The sequence below is a fragment of the Pedobacter segetis genome, assembly GCF_016623585.1.
GTDB lineage: Bacteria > Bacteroidota > Bacteroidia > Sphingobacteriales > Sphingobacteriaceae > Pseudopedobacter > Pseudopedobacter segetis.
Genome location: NZ_JAEHFY010000015.1, coordinates 28011 through 45086, shown reverse-complemented (window position 1 = coordinate 45086; position 17076 = coordinate 28011). Strand labels below are relative to the sequence as shown.

The 17076-nt window shown below is 33.9% G+C and carries 12 protein-coding genes; 2 read left to right on the top strand and 10 right to left on the bottom strand.

Translation table 11 applies throughout. The features are described 5' to 3' along the window. Window positions 1–286 precede the first annotated feature (286 nt). Entirely contained in the window at window positions 287–1285 is a 999-nt protein-coding gene (locus tag I5M32_RS11550; RefSeq protein ID WP_200586444.1) for a transposase, read from the top strand. Between the two features lie 318 nt (window positions 1286–1603). Here I5M32_RS11550 and I5M32_RS11545 read toward each other — a convergent pair whose 3' ends face one another. Together I5M32_RS11545 and I5M32_RS11540 are read right to left on the bottom strand one after the other, a co-directional pair. Further along, entirely contained in the window at window positions 1604–1894 is a 291-nt protein-coding gene (locus tag I5M32_RS11545) for a hypothetical protein (RefSeq protein ID WP_200586443.1), read from the bottom strand. Then, window positions 1884–2171, bottom strand: coding sequence for a helix-turn-helix domain-containing protein (locus I5M32_RS11540; protein ID WP_317193128.1), 288 nt, complete (start codon window positions 2169–2171; stop codon window positions 1884–1886). Before I5M32_RS11540 ends, I5M32_RS11545 begins: the two co-directional genes overlap by 11 nt. Before the next feature lie 416 nt (window positions 2172–2587). Between I5M32_RS11540 and I5M32_RS11535 the strand changes: the two genes are divergently transcribed. Next, window positions 2588–3952 carry an SGNH/GDSL hydrolase family protein gene (locus I5M32_RS11535; protein ID WP_200586442.1) on the top strand — a complete coding sequence of 455 codons (1365 nt, stop codon included), beginning with the start codon at window positions 2588–2590 and terminating at the stop codon, window positions 3950–3952. 98 nt (window positions 3953–4050) lie between these two features. Here I5M32_RS11535 and I5M32_RS11530 read toward each other — a convergent pair whose 3' ends face one another. The 8 genes from I5M32_RS11530 to I5M32_RS11495 all read right to left on the bottom strand — a co-directional run bounded on the left by I5M32_RS11530 (window position 4051) and on the right by I5M32_RS11495 (window position 17076). Further along, window positions 4051–7368 (bottom strand): DUF5107 domain-containing protein, encoded by a 3318-nt coding sequence (locus I5M32_RS11530; protein ID WP_200586441.1) that lies wholly within the window; start codon window positions 7366–7368, stop codon window positions 4051–4053. A gap of 212 nt (window positions 7369–7580) precedes the next feature. Further along, window positions 7581–7886 (bottom strand): hypothetical protein, encoded by a 306-nt coding sequence (locus I5M32_RS11525; RefSeq protein ID WP_200586440.1) that lies wholly within the window; start codon window positions 7884–7886, stop codon window positions 7581–7583. Between the two features lie 19 nt (window positions 7887–7905). Further along, window positions 7906–8916 carry a family 43 glycosylhydrolase gene (locus I5M32_RS11520; RefSeq protein WP_200586438.1) on the bottom strand — a complete coding sequence of 337 codons (1011 nt, stop codon included), beginning with the start codon at window positions 8914–8916 and terminating at the stop codon, window positions 7906–7908. A 15-nt stretch (window positions 8917–8931) separates the two neighbouring features. Continuing rightward, a complete protein-coding gene (locus tag I5M32_RS11515) occupies window positions 8932–10473 on the bottom strand; it encodes a sialate O-acetylesterase (protein ID WP_200586436.1) in 1542 nt (513 codons plus the stop codon). Continuing rightward, window positions 10440–11759 carry an acetylxylan esterase gene (locus tag I5M32_RS11510; protein ID WP_200586434.1) on the bottom strand — a complete coding sequence of 440 codons (1320 nt, stop codon included), beginning with the start codon at window positions 11757–11759 and terminating at the stop codon, window positions 10440–10442. Before I5M32_RS11510 ends, I5M32_RS11515 begins: the two co-directional genes overlap by 34 nt. A gap of 170 nt (window positions 11760–11929) precedes the next feature. Then, window positions 11930–14005: a T9SS type A sorting domain-containing protein gene (locus tag I5M32_RS11505; protein ID WP_200586432.1), complete on the bottom strand. Its 2076-nt coding sequence runs from the start codon at window positions 14003–14005 to the stop codon at window positions 11930–11932. A gap of 25 nt (window positions 14006–14030) precedes the next feature. Beyond that, window positions 14031–15473, bottom strand: a complete 1443-nt coding sequence (locus tag I5M32_RS11500) for a hypothetical protein (protein WP_200586430.1) — start codon at window positions 15471–15473, stop codon at window positions 14031–14033. 79 nt (window positions 15474–15552) lie between these two features. Then, window positions 15553–17076 carry a CBM96 family carbohydrate-binding protein gene (locus I5M32_RS11495; RefSeq protein WP_200586428.1) on the bottom strand — a complete coding sequence of 508 codons (1524 nt, stop codon included), beginning with the start codon at window positions 17074–17076 and terminating at the stop codon, window positions 15553–15555.

The window sequence follows — 17076 nt, the reverse complement described above, 5'->3', positions numbered from 1 at the left end:
AATAAAAAATCGGGTGTGATACAACCGGACATCTTGCCGTTAACTTCGATGTTAACTTTTAGCACAAACTCCGAATAGTCAATATCATACTTCGGGGATTATTTATAAACTTTGGTGTAACGGCAACAAGGTGAACTTTACATCTTGCTAGATGACAGATCTGTAATCGGTATGAGTCCTTGTTGCCAGCACCATGTTGCTCTGAGACCATTTAGAATTTTAGGCTTTAAGGCCTGTTAACGGTTATAGTCGGTACAACTTTTTTATTTACTTAATTATCAACGTTATGACACAAACAACTTTTGTTGGTATTGGTGTCTCTAAGGCCACTATTGATGCATTTATCAATGGCTTTAATGAGCACAAGGTTTTCACCAATACCTTCAGGGGCTATGACGCCCTGTTAAACTGGATCGGAAAGCATGTTCCCGATTCTGGATGTAAAGAACTCAGAGTATGTTTTGAGCATACTGGACTTTATTCCATTCCTCTTGCCACCTATCTTGCAAAAGCCTCTATCCCTTTCTGCATGATATCTGCGCTACAGATTAAAAGGTCTCTTGGTATTGCCAGGGGGAAAACGGATCGGATAGATACCAAAATAATAGCTGATTATGCTTATACTTTTAGAGAAAAACTGATCTTAACAAAGCTCCCTGATAGAGAGATTATGCAGTTACATCTCTTACTTTCCTTACGTGACCGCTTGGTAAAGACCAGAGCTGGTTTCGAAGCTCCCAAAGATGAGCAAAAACGATTTCTCATGCATAGCGATGTTTTGGATTTCTCTCCTGTTTACAGTACTCTTATTGAGCAGATAAAGGTTCAGGAAAAACAAATAGATAAAACTATCCAGCTTATCATCTCCAGAACACCGGAACTTAAAACCACATTTGACCTAATTACAAGCATCAAAGGTGTTGGTAAGATTGTGGGAGCTTATATGATTGTTTACACTCACAATTTTACCCGTTTTAGTACATGGAGGAAGTTTGCTTGTTTTGCCGGGACTGCCCCATTCCAGAATGAATCTGGAACAACTTATCGAGGCAAGACCAAGGTAAGTAGCCTTGCAAATAAAAAGATAAAAAAAATGCTCCATATTTCATCTTTATGTGCTTCACGTTATGACACAGAACTAAGTGCTTATTACCACAAAAGGGTTCAAGTTGGAAAGAGTAAGATGGCTACGCTTAACATTCTTAGAAATAAGATTTTGGCAAGAATATTTGCAGTTGCGACACGAAGGTCGGCATATGTTGATCTGAACAAATACGCAGCCTGAGGCAGCCTATATAATAAAGGTTTCCTGAATGCGACCATTACTGATTGCATGGGTGGTGTATATTGCCTAAATTGTCCAGAGATTGTTACTTGAAATTTATTTTTCATAAATGTTGATTTTCTCTTAGAATACTGATTGCTTCAACGAGGCTGTCCTCTTTCCTAATCAATTCTTAAAACAGGGCAAGTTCACTATCTATTTTAAGCGTTCAGGATTGAAGTGACATCCTTTTTTGATTTTTAAAAAAAAATAACACGGAAAGCCTGTTAAAACGCCCGAGAAAAAAATATCTTAAGATTTTCTTCTAATATTCTCAACTTATCCAATCAATTGCTCAGTCAAAAAAACCTCACTTCTTTTTAAAGGAGGGTAAGAAGGTTCATATAAAATGTAGCCTAGATTGACCAACTCTTTTATACATTTATGGTATGTGGCTATTGAATGTATTTTAGCTAAAGCCATTAATTTCCTTCTCGAGATTTGAAACGGCATGATATAATTTTGTTTCTGATAGACAATAAATAGTGCAATGAGAATAAAACCATGAGAAGGATATAATTTTTGGTCTTCAGAAATTCTCAACAACAATGGACTCAATTCAATTTTCATTTCCACCCTCCATTAATTTGTTAATGTCTTCGGTTTTATAGAACAGCGTATCTCCTATTTTTGAATATTGTATAGTTCCGCTGATACGTAGATTTTGAAGAGTCCCTTGAGAGATAGAAAGTAATTTGCATACTTCCGAACTTTTCAACCAAACAGATTGTGTTGTTTGATTTGGTGTAATTATGGTCTTGATTTCCGACAGTAGCTCACTCTTAAATTGAATAAGATCTGCTTTTGTGAGATTTCTATTTCCATGTCTGTAAATTTTGTTTAGCACAAAACTGGAAATAGCAAAAATAGAAACATCACAACCTGAACCTTAGTTGTGATATTTTTTGGGGTAAAACTTTGAAAGGTGATTTTTTAAGTTATTCTGTTAATTTAAACTTTTAACAATATCCTGAGAACCAATTTTTAAATTAAATAAATATAGCAAGTTGGTAAACGTCTCATATTGTTGACACTTATAGCTTTATTAAAAATTAAGCTCGTCATGCTAAATCATTCATGTTTTATATTGGGAACGATACCATTAAAAGGGAACATTCCCAAAAATTATTTCTAAAATTTGAAAATCATTATACACCTTAATTCTATATTTTAACAAGACGATATTTTTAAAGAAAAAACTCACTTTACTTATTATTGAATTCAAACTATATCAGAACAAATATTGGCGCTAAATTTCAAATTATGAAAAAATTATCATCTCTTAAATTCTTACTTTTTATCATTTTTTATTTATTAATACAAATTAGTGTTCAAGGGCAAACCAATAAAGAAGCACTTATTTCTGCTAGCCAGGCAGGAGCTATGCCCTTGTATTTTAATGTTAAAGAGTCTTCTACTCCAATTTTAGATACAGGGACTGTAAATTATAAGGAGGAGTTTATCATAAGAACAGGTTTGCCTAATTTTTTTTACAAAGCTCGCCTTAAAGATTCTTTAAGAATTGGATTTATTGGAGGCAGTATCACTAGAGGAGACAATATGTATAGAAACCAAACAGCAAAGTATATTCAAAGTCTTTTTCCAAAAACACCTATGATTGGCTTAAATGCCGGCATATCAGGAACCGGATCTGACCTTGGGGCTTGTAGAGTTCATGATCAATTACTTGTTTATAAACCTGATTTGGTTTTTATTGAGTTTGCTGTTAACGGAGCTAATCCGCAAGGAATAGAAGGGATAATTAGACAGATTAGAAAATTTGACGCTACAATTGATATTTGCTTGATTTATACAATAAGCGAGGGTCAAGCTGAACAATATTTTTCGGGAAATATGCCAAAGAGCGTTGAAAGATTAGAAAAAATCGCCAATCATTATGAAATCCCTTCTGTTCATTTAGGTTTAAGTATAGGTTTTCTTCAAGCCAATTATAGTTTAATTTGGAAAGGAAATCCCGATAATGCTAAAGATGTTATTGTGTTTTCTAAGGATGGCTTACATCCAACCACCGCAGGAGGTACTTTATACGCAGCAGCTATTGCAAGAGCTATGAATGCCATGAAAACTCAGAAGAGCACTTCAATTATTAAATGTAATATTCCAAATCCTTTATATGAAGATAATTGGGAAGACGCAAAAATGTTGGACCCAAAAGCTTTCGCTGTATTTGATGATAAATGGAGCATTATTGATCCTATTAAAACCAAAAATATTAACGAGTTTAAACCTTGGTTTCCTTATGTGATAAAGGCTGACCAGGCAGGAGCTTCGTTTTCATTTAAATTTAAAGGTACTGTATTTGGGATTTTTGATATAGGAGGCCCAGAAGTTGGGCAACTTGTTATAACTATAGATGGAGAGAAACAAGTTTGCAATAGGTTTAATAAATATTGTAATAATCGATATCGTGGTCAATACATCACTTTCAAAGTACCTGATGGTGAACATGAAATAAAATTTGAAATCGATTCTAAAATTCCTGATAAAGCAGAAATTTTAGGAGAAAACCAACTAATTGATCTTCAAAAAAATAAAGAAAAGTATAATCAATCTGTTATTTATCTGGGTAAGATTTTGATTAAAGGTTCATCCCTTAAATCCAATTAGAGTAATAAACGCTATCTAAAATATCTTTAAACCTAAATTTGACGTATATACACAACAAATCTGAGCTATGTTTTTGCAATAATCTTATAGGAATGATTTTAATATAAAATCATGTTAATATGAACTTGCGCTCCCTGATGATTTATATTTTTAACTAGCACCTGCTTAAAATAATCATGGGCTATGGAATAGTTATTCAATCCAAGTTCGCCTAAACCTGTCATATAAAGACAATGTAATTGATTTTTAAGATTTAAATCCTGGTCGAAAACCATTAAGTCTGGTAAGGAAACCGCAAAATAATCTATTTTAATGTGATCATCTATATGTTTCTTTCCAAAGGAGATCAAATTATTGAAGACGTCTTTTCCTTTTTCGGGAGCATTAAGTTTAATCCATGCTAAACCCTGATAAAAAATCTTATCTGGTTGTGCATCATTATAAAAAATTGCCTGCACAGGCTCAGCATTACCTCGACTGGCTTTCTCAAAAAAAGCTTGAGCTTTTTCTGGCAATGATAAACCTTCATAGGCACATCCCTTTAAATAATCAATGTCATTTTCTGGGGTACCAAATAGTTTACCTTCACCAAAATTTTCCGGATAAATATCCAATTCAGCTAACAGGCTTAATGCCTGATCGTAATTTTGCTTAAGAATAGCTCTCTTTGCTAATTCAAGATTTGCCAATAAAAATTGGGAAACAACTTTACCTTCCCCACCCTCCCATGGATGAAATTTTCTTACTGCGAGTAAGTTTTTTGCCTCCTGGTAATGTCCGATTTGATTTAATAAAGTTATTTTCTCCAGATAAAGATCATCACGGTAATTAGTTAGAACGGGATAATCGATTAACCGTTTTAATCGATTAACCAGCGGATAATTCAATATTTTATAGAGCTGGTCTAATTCCATTAAAACCCTGCCATCTGCAGGATCTAAAGAAAATGCTTTTTCTAATGAAAATAAAGATTTCTGAGCGTCCTTATTTTTATTAAAATAGGCTAAAGCTAAATTTCTGTGAGCTGTTGGAAATTCTGAATCAAGGTTGATTGATCTTTCCCAGCAATAAATTGCATCCTGGTATTGCTTTTTATCGAACCAAAAATTACCTAAATAATAATGAGCTTTAGCATCATTTGGGCATAATTTTATAACATCTTCTAATATCATTTTCTCTTCAATCTTGTGTGGAAAACAATAATCGGAAGATTGATTTTTAGCATTAACATAACTTCCTATAGCCTTTTCTATATTTTCCATTTTAGAAAAACACCAACCTATAGTATAATTTATCATAGGATTACTATGATGGTTTAATGATTTAAAAAGATTTAATAACTCGATAGACTCCCGATAACAACCTGCATGAATATAATCAAAAGCATATTCTAAATAATTATGCTCATTATTTCTCATGATTAATTGCATCTTTTTTAAGATACTGTCCGATTTTTCTTGTTCATTTTTTTGTTTAAAAAGCAGGTATTGTTCAAAATAACAGCCGTAATTAAAAAGATCTATGATTAATGAATCCTTGGCGAACGCTAAAGCCTCATCAGTTTTATTGCATTTTCTTAAAATGATAACCTTTAGGTGTCTTGCAGTATGACTATGAAAGTTTCTAATAATGGATTTATCTATCAGATATAATGCCTCATCAAATTGCCCTAATTTGCAGGTAATTCTTGCCAAAGATAGATAACCAGTATGTTGACAAGCATTATTCCATACACATTTATAGAAATAATTATATGCTTCCTCATCTTTGTTCTGGAGCAACAAACTCCATCCTAAATTGTATAGTGGTTCACCCTGGTTTGGATTAGGGTTTCTTTGCATCATAGCCTTTACTGCAGTTCTAAAAAGCTTTTCAGCATCCTGAAATTTCCCCCGTCTTAAAAGCAATGAACCTTTAGCATTGTTACATCTAATATCATGAGGTTCTCTTTTCAAACCTTCTTCATAGTAATCAAGTGGATTATAAGTAGCATGTCTGTATTGTTCTAAATGTAAGCCATTTAAAAATAGTTCTTCTACAGTTAAGATTTCTGATGGATGCTTTGCTGCAGAAGCAGGCAATGGCATCTCCTTTTGATCATATTTCTTTGGGCGGTAAGAAACAAGTTGTTTTTCTTCAGCAGATTTTACTATTACTTCAATTTCTTCTAGCTTAATAGTACTACTAATTCGAATCTCCTGACAAAATATTTTTGACGGACATAGATTTGCTTTAAAGGTTTCGTGTGGTTGATCATCAATAAAAATAGAAATGTTTGCATCTACATACTTAGCAGTTGCATACACCTGAACTTTGATAATACCATCTATTACTTCCAGATTAACCATGGCTTCTTTGGTAGCATTTTTCACCTCGCCTATTTCTGCATAGGGCATAAAATATTGCTCAAAAGTCTTTTCTTCATAAGGTTGCAACCATGAAAAATCGGGTTGGTTATCAGTAAACATCCCAGTCATCAACTCTATGTAAGGGCCATCTTCATCGGTAAGATTCCTATCCCATGCTTTTCCAAAATCACCATTTCCCCAAGTCCATTGTTTTTTTCCAGGCGATACATGATGATTTGCAACATGTAACATTCCAGCTTTGGTATCATGTTCATAACAGCCCATAAAATCAAATTCAGATTGGATGGCCATATAAGAAGTAGGCACCGGAATATTTTTATACCTGGATATATCTGTTCCTGGAGAATAATCTACTTTATAATATGTTTTTGTAGCTATTGGAAAATCAGAAACGTCTCTTTTCCCATGATCAAAGACTGCATAAACATCTGGTGGAAAAATGGATTGATAATAATCATTAACTTTTACTGCTGGATTTGCCCACCATAAAAACGTTTGTGGAAATGGCGTTCTGTTATACAATAAGCCTTTAATTTCTAAATATGCTTTATCAGTATATAAGGTAAACCCTGCCCTTCCTTTTGTTCTGAACATTTTCTCTATTTCATTAACCCATACCGTTTTACTGCCATCTTCATGCTCTTCTATATCAAAATCTATGGGATCAAAAGTGCTTGGGCGATGATGCTGAGGCCAGTTAAACTCGATGCCACCAGATATCCATGGACCTGTAAGTCCCACTAATGCAGGCTTTATTACCTGATTATAATAGATAAAATCTCTTTTTTTTACTTTATCGTAAGCTCTATGTATTCTTCCGCCGAGTTCTGGCAAAATCATAATTTTTAGATACTCATTTTCTAAAAATACAGCTTGATAAATTTTATCTACTTTTTCATCCAACAACTTTTCTACTACTGGATGTGGATAAACAGCTCCGCTACTTCCTTGGTAAACTCTTTTTTCTAAAAAAATTGGATTTTTTTCTGCTTTACCTAAACTGTAGGTGGGAAGGGTGATGTTTTCAACCCATGCTGTTGTTCTCATTATATATTATAAAATAATTTTGAAATTATTACTATTATCTGCTATAGCTTATTATTTGATTATTTAATAAATTAACAAAATAAGTAAACAAGCATTAGGATCTCATTGAAATATGCTTAAACACAATCAAAATTCTTTATTTATATAAGTTTTTCAATTCCAATAATGCATATTTATAGGTGATAATAGTTTAAACACCAACTTAATATAGTTTACCAACAAATAAAAGTTGTATTGTCTTCTAGCCAATCAATAAAGTCATAACTTAACTGGTTAAAATGAGCCTCATTAATAATTAATGGCTGAATATCATCTTTATAATCCTTCAACTGATTTGGAAGGATTACGAAATACTTTTCTAGCTTTTCAGAATAAGCCATATTTGAGTAAAATTTGTTTAGATAATTTAATAAATCAGCTAAATAAAAATTAACACCATAAGGGTGCAGAATATCCGATTCATCAATCTTTAAAAGATTAAAAACAACTTCGCTATTTTTAATTTCTTTAGAATCCAATTTCTTAAACTATTATATCTTAATTTACTAAAGGCCTAATGTGTCCATGTTCATCAAACTCTACTCTTAAAATACCCGGTCGTTCTTTAAATGGAGCCCCTTTTTCATTTCCAAAAAAAGTTGACCACCAGTTACCTTCAAAATCTTGAAAAAACACATTATGTCCTCCATGCGGAATGGCTATGTAACGATCACCATATGGTCCATACAGATGGTCGGCGGACGCTACAAAACAGGTATATTTACCATTAACGAAATCAGCGGCGGACATATAATATTTACCTTTTGTTTTAAAAAGGAAAGCACCCTCGAAACCAATTCTACTGAAATTTGATGGTTTAACCGTAGTGCTTGCGCCGGCAACCCCACTTAAATCATCTTTTAAAGGTGTAATTACCCCACCGCCAGAAACTGAGTAAACTTTACCATCATCATCAAGAAATAAAGAAGCATCAATTTGATTATTTATTGGAACATTTGGTTCGAAGGCACTTACATAAGGACCTTCTGCTTTACCAGAGGTACTTTTTAATATTCCATTCCCTAACTGCGGGAAACAATAGGTCAGCCAAAATGTCCCTTTAAAATAGTGTATTTCTGGCGCCCATAAAGGTCTAAATTTAACACCTTTACGTTCAACAATTTTTTGTTGCCATGCCACCCCTTCCCTATCTACATTCCAAACCGTAGCTCTTTCTCTTTCTCCACTAATTATTGGAACCCAATGTTTAAGGTCTTTAGATTTCCATATTTTAATTTCTGAAGTTACAGACCACCAGTCGGGATCTCCAGTTGTTCCGGTCATGTAATATGTACTGTCTGGACCGGTACAAATAGAAACATCTCGTATTGGGTAATTAAAAAGTGGTTTGAAATTACTAGGTAGTTTTAAAGCTATTTCTTCGTCTGTAAGATGTAACTCTACATGATATTTATCGAAGTATTTTGTTGCTTCTTGCGCAAACGATATTATTGGCAATATGCCTATTATAAGTAATGTGATGATTTTTTCAAGAGTTATTTTAAACATCTCCTTATGATTAAATTATTTAGAATTCGGTCTTTCATAAGGTAAATGATCTGTTCTAAAGGGTAAGGCAGGGAAACCAGCCTCATTAAAAAGATTCACTAAATCTATATTGTTAAAGCAGTACCTGATGGCTTTGACCTGATTAACCTGGTTGGCATTGACAATCACTTTATTTTGATGAACAGTTGCCATTGCTGGATAAAATTTTACGCCATCTTCACTCAGTTCAAAGCCGTTTAAACTTTCCCCCTTAACTACTAAGCCAGAACCAATATTTTTGTAGGTAATAGTTGCTGTGTTGCCCTCTAAAGAAATCTTATCCACATCGGGTCCATTAACAAAATCAATTTTTTTCTTATAAACTTCTTTTAAAGCAAGTAGTGAAAGGCGATAGCCAACATCTTGTTTATTACGATAATGAATGTACTTAATATCTCCTACATCACCCGTTCTGGCCATGTCTACATGAGGAGTAGATAAGGTTTTTGTTTGTTGTTCTACCAAATAGCCTAAAGAATTTTTTGTTCCGGAAAACCATTGCTTTGGTCTTCCTAAATAATTAAATGGAGCTATTTGAACATATAAAAACGGTAAATTTTCATCTTTAAAATCATTACGCCATCCGCTAATTAAATGAGTCATCCTGTCCGCGTAGTCACGAGGATCATTAATACTGTTTTCTCCCTGACACCAAATAACACCTTTTATTTTGTAATTAGTTATAGGAGCTATCATGCCATTATATAGTACCGAGGGATAATTCTCATTCACTTTGACCGTATCAAAGGTGATTTTTTTTAGTTTTATTAAATCAGAATCAAAAGTTCGTAAGTCCTTTGCACCCATCCATGAACCAATTGAAGTCCCTCCCCAGCTCGAATTAATGATTCCGATAGGTACATTTAATCCTTTATAAAGATCTCTGGCAAAAAAATAGGCTAAGGCAGAATATTTTTTGGCGTTAGAAGATTCGCAAAGCACCCACTCTCCTTTTATGCTTTCTTTTTCTATTCTACCAATTACCCCTCTAACTAAAAACTGTCTAATCATCGGATAGTTAGCGTTTTTAATCTCTTCTTTAAAATTAACCGGTCCGTTATATCCTTTGGAAGTACTGTCTAAAGGGAACTGCATATTAGATTGCCCTGATGCTAACCAAACTTCCCCCAAGTAAATATCATTTAAATCAATTTGGCCCTGCTTACCTTTGACTTGCAATTGAAACGGCCCTCCAAAAGCGGGCGTTTTTAATTCGATTACCCAATTTCCATCCTTATCTGAAATACTTTTAAAGTTTCCTTTTAAAAAAGAACCAGTGATTTTGATTTCTTCATTCGGATTAGCCTTGCCCCAGATCTTAATATTGGCATTTTGTTGTAATACCATATGATTTCCAAAAATGGGACTAACGGTTACCTGTCCATCTACTTTTAACGTATTTAGCATCGTTAAAATAAACAGAACAGAAAGTACAACTTTCGAAAATTTTTTCTTTAACATCTCAACAATTTTGTTTTTATGAATTAGTCTACCTGTTTTAATTTTTTTAAAAGCCATTCATTGATATCAATATACTGTTGTGGATAAACCCAATGTCCGGTATCTTTAAAAATCTTTAATTCTTTAGGAGCACTTATACCGTTATATGCAGCATAGGTATTAGTAGGCGGGCAAGTTGTATCGTTAAATCCCCAAGTATAGAAGCCAGGTGTTTTAAGTAACTTAGCAAAGTTCACTACGTCAAAATATTTACTGGTAGCAATCTTATCAGGCTTATTGTTGAAATTTTTGTACTTACCGGAAAATAAATTTGGCCATGAGGCAGGACGCCCTTGTAATTGACCAACTTCATCACAAAGTGCAGGATGTGTTGATGAGAGATATTTTATCCTTGGATCTAAAGCAGCAGTTATAATTGCCAAAGCACCGCCCTGACTTCCTCCTTTTACCGCTATATTGTATCCATCAAATTCGGGTAAACTATAAATATAATCAACAGCTCTAACACAGCCTAAATAAACTCTTTTAAAATAATACTCGTCTCTATCATCCAAATTAAAAGTTGCATATAAATCCAATGCTCCGGCTCTTAGATCAGTGTAAACAATCGGGTCTAATGTTACCGGAATTCCGTGTATTTCTATATTAAAAGTAATAACACCTCGTTCGGCCAATGCTACATTTCCTGCAATAGGCTTAACTCCTGCACTTGGGACTTCTAAAATAGCGGGATATTTACCAGGCGCCTTAGGTATACAAACTATACCATAAATACGGGAGTTGAGCTTATAGTTTTGAACATTTACTTCATAAACGTTTATCTTTTCGGTGCACTTTTCAGGTAATAATCTTACGTGTGCATCCAAAGGAATTTTAGAAGCAACTGTTTTTGCGGTATCCCAAAACTCTTTAAAATCATTGGGCATATCCACAATCGGTTTAATGGATAGTGGGTCGAAACCAACAGTTACGAGGCCATAATACCATTTTCCATCAACTTGGGCATTACCACTAAATCTTAAAAAACCGGGTTCTTTTAAACCTTTTACAGTCAACTCAGCTTTACCATTTTGAAGAGTTAAATTCCCCGAAAGGGTAGGATTCATTTTCTCTGGGCCAATTTTATAATCCATTTTAAGATTTAAAATTGGCTGATCTTTTAAGTCTACAGCAGAAACGGTGAACTTAACATCTTCTCCAACTTTATATAACCAGTCCTGATGATTTGGTGTGATTATGATAGTAACCAATTGTTTTTTTGGAACCTGACCAAAAGCGATAATAGAGGTAAAAAGTAATATACCAAGTGCGATGATTTTACTTATAAACTTGATTTCTTTCATTATTTTGAATTATTGTATCATAGTTATTGATTTGATAAAGCAGAGAAATATTCATTAAATCAGGATTGTGTATGGTTATACCTAATGCAAATATGTTTAAACTTCAAATTATGCTTTAAATCTTGCTTTTCAATACAGAAAAGCAAGATTAAACAATACTAAAATCAAGTTTATTTTAATATTTTAACACTAGTTTTACCCCCAGCATTGTTAAATTCTAAAACATAAATTCCCTTTTTAAGCGAGCTTAAATCTATTAAGCTTTGTGTTGAACCCACTTCTATTGTAGAATTAAATACTACTTTACCTTCTACAGAAACAACCTTAACTTTTGCTCCCTCCTTTGCAGGCGAATGCTTAATGGTTAAAATATCAACTAATGGATTAGGATAAACTGACAAGGAGATTTCATTTAGTGATTTGAAATTTACTTGTTTTACGCCCAGGTTATTAACCTTTCCATCATTATCTACCTGCTCTAATTGATAGTAATTAGCGCCGTTTAATGGTGTTGAATGTATGTAAGTATAAATATGATCTGCATTGGCCTTAACTGTAGCTATGATTTCCCAATTCAAACCATCAGTACTATATTTAATGTTAAAATGGTCATTGTTAATTTCAGTTGCTGTATTCCATTTTAATAAAACTTGATCCTGGCTTTTACTAGCCGTATAATTTAGCAATGTTACAGGCAGTACTGTTGGAGATTCGTAAGCACCAATACTTGGGGTAGAGAATCTTGTCATACCAGTAATATCCGTGGTGATACCGGCAATGGTCACACCCGCTTTATAATTACCTGCTTGTGGTCTTAAATTCGTAGCAGAAGTGAAATTTGGATTTACTGAAAAAGAGTTTAAATCGTTTGCTAAACCATTACCGCTGGTAGCGGTATTTTGCCAGCCCGCAAGGGTTTGGTTATCTAATGTTCCACCGTTTCCAACGGTGCCTACAAAAGTTGTTAAAAGATTTGTTGCTGAAGGAGCGTCAACATATAAATTATTATTATTACTGGTAATGTTAGCACCCGAAGCTCTCACATTTAATACCCTAGTTACACCGCTTCCCAAAGAGAAATTAGCAAAATTGTTGTTTTTCAAATTAACGGTGGATGCCGTATTAATCAATAGCACATCTCCGTCTGATGTACTACTTACAGGTAAACTTAATCTTGCAGAATTAAAATACACATTATAATTACCCGTATTATTTAAGTGTATACATTCCCTTCCAATATTATAAATAACGTTATTATAAACATCGGTTGTACCTGCACCATCTAACCTTATTCCGGCATTACCTCCATTAGCAGCTAAACTATAAATATCATGAACAATATTATTATATACTTTATTTACTGAGGTGCCCGATGAGCTAGCAGAGAAAATCCCCAAACTACTTGCGGAAGATGTGCTAAATTCAACGTTTCTTACTTCTGTGTTAAAAACTGTAAAATTATCCTGATAAACCATTCTTATCCCCGCAGCACCGGAAGCATTTGCATTACCAATGTCGGAAGCTGAACTTGATCCAATAACACTTACACCACCATTTATAGTCCCAATAGTATTGTTTAAATCTCTGAAAGTTGTTGGAGAACCAACCTTTCCTTGTAAATAGATGCCTACGTAGCCACAATTTTCAATCGTAAAATTATAATAAGAATTGTAGGAATTAGCTGAAGCCGCACTAGCGGCTACCGCAGCTTGATTTTGGTTAATCCCAACAGATGCTGTATTTGTTTTATCCATAACAATTTTGCAATTTTTTATGGTATTGTTTTGTGCACCATCCGTGGTTGTATTTCTATTCCTAAGATAATAGCCAAATTCCACAGAAGCATCTGCCACAGCAATATCAATTCCGTCAAAGGTGATATACTTACCACCATTTATAACAATTACCCCGTCAACTGTCCCTGTTCCTCCTGTACCTATAATTTTAGGATTTGCTCCTACTGTTGCTGGATCCTTTTTAAAAATAATTTGATTGTCAACTGTACCGGCAGAAGTATAATTGATCTGTAAATCAGTACCTGAAGCAGTTGTATAGGTATAATCCGCAGGTAAAAGAAAAGTAACGCCCCCTGTCCCGGCACCTTTTAGGTTCAAATCATCAATTGCTGTTTTAATGCTAACGTAGTCACCAGTTGGCCCGATAGTTTTGTTCCCAGTCAAGGCTTGGGAAAATGCTCCTGCACAGAAGAAGAAGCAAAGTGATAAAAGAGTAAAAATCTGTTTCATAATATTTAATTTAATTGATTAACATTTATTTTAAATGGCTGTCGAAATAATTTACTAAAGAATAGACTTTGTCATTCAATGCTTTGATATAACCAGTCATTGAGGAATAAATCTTATAGTCCCAAGTCACAATACCTTTGTTTGCATCTTTGTTAGATGCATCAGCGATGCCTGTTGGGTCGTTATCTAAATATTTAAACCATTGCCAGCCCACGCAATTCTTGTTAGCTAATAATGCTAAAGCAAAGTTTTGATAATATTTCCCTCTATCTTCTTGAGTCTTTACTGTCCAACCCCATCCTGTTTCATTAGGCATACCGCTATCCATTCCTTTGGCATACCATTCAGTAATCATAAAAGGTTTATTTGCTTGTTGTACCCACATCTCTGTTATATCCTTTTCAGGATACCAAGATTTGTAATAATTAAAACTGATAATGTCTGAATATTTTCCTGCGGCTTTAAAAACTATTGCTCTATTTTTATCACCTCCATGCAAACGGCTGCTTAAAAAAAGATGATTAGGATCGGCAGTTTTTATTGCCTTAGCAACTACTCTATAATATTCATCAACATAGTGGGCTAAAAAAAGATCCTGATTGGCTTTAGAAATATTAGAAATATCTATCTGATTTTCCGTTGCCCATTTTTTTACCTCTTGGTAATTGGGGTTTTCCTCTGGCAGTTTCAAGAAACGATTAAGTGCATCTCCCGCGAAATTCAACTCGTTATCAGAAAAATAGCCTACCAACCATGAATCTTTTTTATATTTCTCTACTTTCTCAGCAACATAAGCAATAGAAAAGGACTCAAAATCAGGATCAAAAACAGGCATTACTCCTTCATTAAAACTGGTATGCCCAACGCCTTGGTAAGCCACTTTTTTATCATGCCCAAAAGCCGACATAATATCTAAGACCAAAGAATAAGGAAGTTTATTGCCAACCGGCAAGTTTGTTTCTTGAATTTTAGACCATGCTCCAGCAGAATTGAAACCTAATGATTTTATATAGGTACTGGTTTTTAATCCCCAATTATTAATATTTTGAAAAGAATCTCTTAAAACTTTTTTTCCTCTATCAGAATTGTTTGGCGTAACTGCAACTAAACCTTTGCTATACCATTTATTTCCTTCGGGATCAATAATCCACCATCTATCACCAATTTTTTTAGTGTAGAAAAAACCTGTTGCTTTAATTTTTGAATCACTGATTATTCCGCCAAACTTATCTTCGGTAAAATTGGGTTTTGAAGGTTCAAAATCTTTTAAATTCTCTAATAAAAATGTTTCTCTACTTACCCATTTTTTATCGGATGGAAAAAATTTTGTTTCCACCTGTTCCGTTGTTTTAAAAAGATTTTGAAAGCCATTAGCTAGTGGCAAAGCAGCCTGCTTATCAACAGCTTGCTGTGCTTTTGTAGCATAGCTTATAAATGTTATAAAAAATAAAAAGCAGAGTTTTTTCATCTACGTTTTGAATAAAAGATTCCTGTAGTGAGCTAATTTTCTTTAGCTCACTTTAGAAATAACCTATAAATTGATTTAATTATTGAATTTGTATGGGTACGGTAATTATTGGACTAAAATAACCTCCTTGAAAATCCTTAACCTCGAGTGTAAAACTATCCGTACCGGCTACATTACCCGTGTATAAATATTTAATAAGCCCTCTCTGAATATCATCTTGTTTAAAACTGTTGTTTACATCTAAAGGAATATCATTTTTGGTGATGAAACCATTAGCCGGTAAGGTTTTAATAATATATATAATATTCTTATTTGATGCCCCGCTAAAACTAAGTTCATCTAGGGCTATTGTTTTGAAACCTAGTTTAACATCTATATTTATTTTGTTATTATTTACCTTAGTTAAAATGCTGGGTGGTGTACCCGTTAAAACAATGTATGATTTGTTTTTTCCAGAACTGACTTCTTTTGGTCTAATCCCAATTAAATCAGATGTTCCTCCAAAAGCGCCTAAATTTATAAACGTTTTATTCTGGTTGATATAGCTTTGGATGATTGGAGTTATATCCGTAGCCAAATATTTATTAACAGAAACCGGAGAGACAGTAACGGGACTGGTTCCAACAATGGTTTGTCCAAAAGCTGGTGCATTTATCCATTTTAAATTGGTCTCTACCCAATCAATATTCTCGTCTTCATAAAAATTTAAGGTAGTTCCCTTTGTTCCATCAAGTCTGGTAATGTAATCCACTACCTTGGCGGAACCTATTCTGCCTGTAAAACTAGGTTGCCTTATCGGAAACTGGAATAATATACGTCGTTCAAAAGTACTATCTGTACCTGTTCTGGTTTTTGTCCATAAATCTGCTGTCTGAGAAAAAACAGAATTTCTAGCTGCAATTGTTCCATTTTGTATAAACGCATCTTTTGCAACAAAAAAGGTATCAGTTGGCAAACTTACTGTAGCATTATCAGATAAAGTACTTGCCTTTTCATAAATTGGCAGTGTAATTACCACATTGGCCACACCATTTTTAAATTCCAGATTCTGATTTCTAATTGCAACTCTTGTTGACGTGGTTGTTGATGCCGATTTGTTGATGTAAAATAGATATTGGTCTGTTGCTGAACTTTCTCTAGTGAAAAATATCGAATCGGTATTCAGTGAGGCAAAGCCCCGAGTCTCGCCGACTGCAAGATCAAAACTTCTAACCCTACTCCCCGAAAGGATATTGTTAAGCAACATATTTTTTATCAAGATTGGTGGAATGTCAGTTAAGGATTTATTAGCATAGCCAAGTTTTGCAAACAATAACTGCATTGCCGCATCATTTAACAATACAACGGTGTAGTCCCCCGGACTATTGAATAGGTCCTTTAAGCCGGCATATTCAATGGCTTTCCCAAATAAACCTATTTTGGTTAAGTCATGTTCATGGAAATTATCCTGAGCAACATATTCCCAGATGGTCATATTTTTTAAGTTATCTCCAGCGGGTGTAGGTTTTAAGCTTTCGTTCTTTATCAACGGAAATTTATCGCAGGCCGAGAATCCTAAAACAACTAATATCAATAGGATAGTTTTATTGAAAATACTTTTCAT